The organism is Burkholderia sp. E168m23 (assembly GCF_016586125.1).
Taxonomy (GTDB): Bacteria; Pseudomonadota; Gammaproteobacteria; order Burkholderiales; family Burkholderiaceae; genus Burkholderia; species Burkholderia orbicola.
This window is the reverse complement of record NZ_BCPP01001567.1, coordinates 1-815: the sequence shown is the minus strand read 5'-3', so window position 1 is coordinate 815 and position 815 is coordinate 1. Positions and strand designations below refer to the sequence as shown.

Below are 815 nucleotides of genomic sequence, written 5' to 3'. Positions count from 1 at the left end.
CTTTCGCGGCGGCCTGGCCCGGATAGGGTGCGGCGGCGAGCGACAGTCCGTACAGCAACGCCGCGGCGATGGCGAGCGGCCAGAGCCGGCGATAGGTGGCGGGAAGCGTGGCGATCAAGGCGGGTGTCTCCGGTTTGTCTTCGTCTGCAGCGGACGGCGCGCCGTCGAGGGCGCGGCTGCCGGCCATTATCCGGAAGAACGAAGGCGCGAAAACCGGTGAATCCTTCTAGGAAACGACGGCGACGAGCCGCGATGCCGCCGCTGGTTTTTCCGCGCGTTGCCCCGGCTGAACCGGGGCAACGGCTGCGATTCGGCTTGCTATGATCGCCGCGGTATTGCCGTTGTCGATGCCCCGCCTGGCCGCGCGACCGGATGCGCGAGCCGGGGCGTGCCGATGAATCCATGCCGTGCCCGGCCCGCGCGCTGATGCGAAGGGCGGCGCCGGCTCCCCACGAAAACAGGTCCGACCATGACCGAACTTCTCCACGGCGACGGCGCGATCCGTCGCACGACGCCGTACGGTTCCTCGATCGAAAACACCTATGCGGGCGTGCTGTCGTTCATGCGCCGCAATTACTCCCGTGCGCTCGACGGCGTCGACGTCGCGATCTCCGGCGTACCGCTCGATCTCGCGACGACCTATCGTTCCGGCGCGCGGCTCGGGCCGGCCGCGATCCGCGCGGCGAGCGTGCAGCTCGCGGAGCTCCATCCGTATCCGTGGGGCTTCGATCCGTTCGACGATCTCGCGGCCGTCGACTACGGCGACTGCTGGTTTGACGCGCACAATCCGCTGTCGATCAAGCCGGCGATCGTCG

1 protein-coding gene and 1 pseudogene are annotated in these 815 nt (G+C 68.7%); one reads left to right on the top strand and one right to left on the bottom strand.

The genetic code is table 11. The annotated features are described in order from the left end of the window. Window positions 1-187, bottom strand: a pseudogene (locus JMF90_RS40535) (hypothetical protein); the annotation flags it as partial. Window positions 188-469: 282 nt separating this feature from the next. Here JMF90_RS40535 and JMF90_RS38930 point away from each other — a divergent pair. Beyond that, a partial coding sequence (locus JMF90_RS38930; protein ID WP_201326528.1) for an arginase family protein occupies window positions 470-815 on the top strand: 346 nt, incomplete at its 3' end.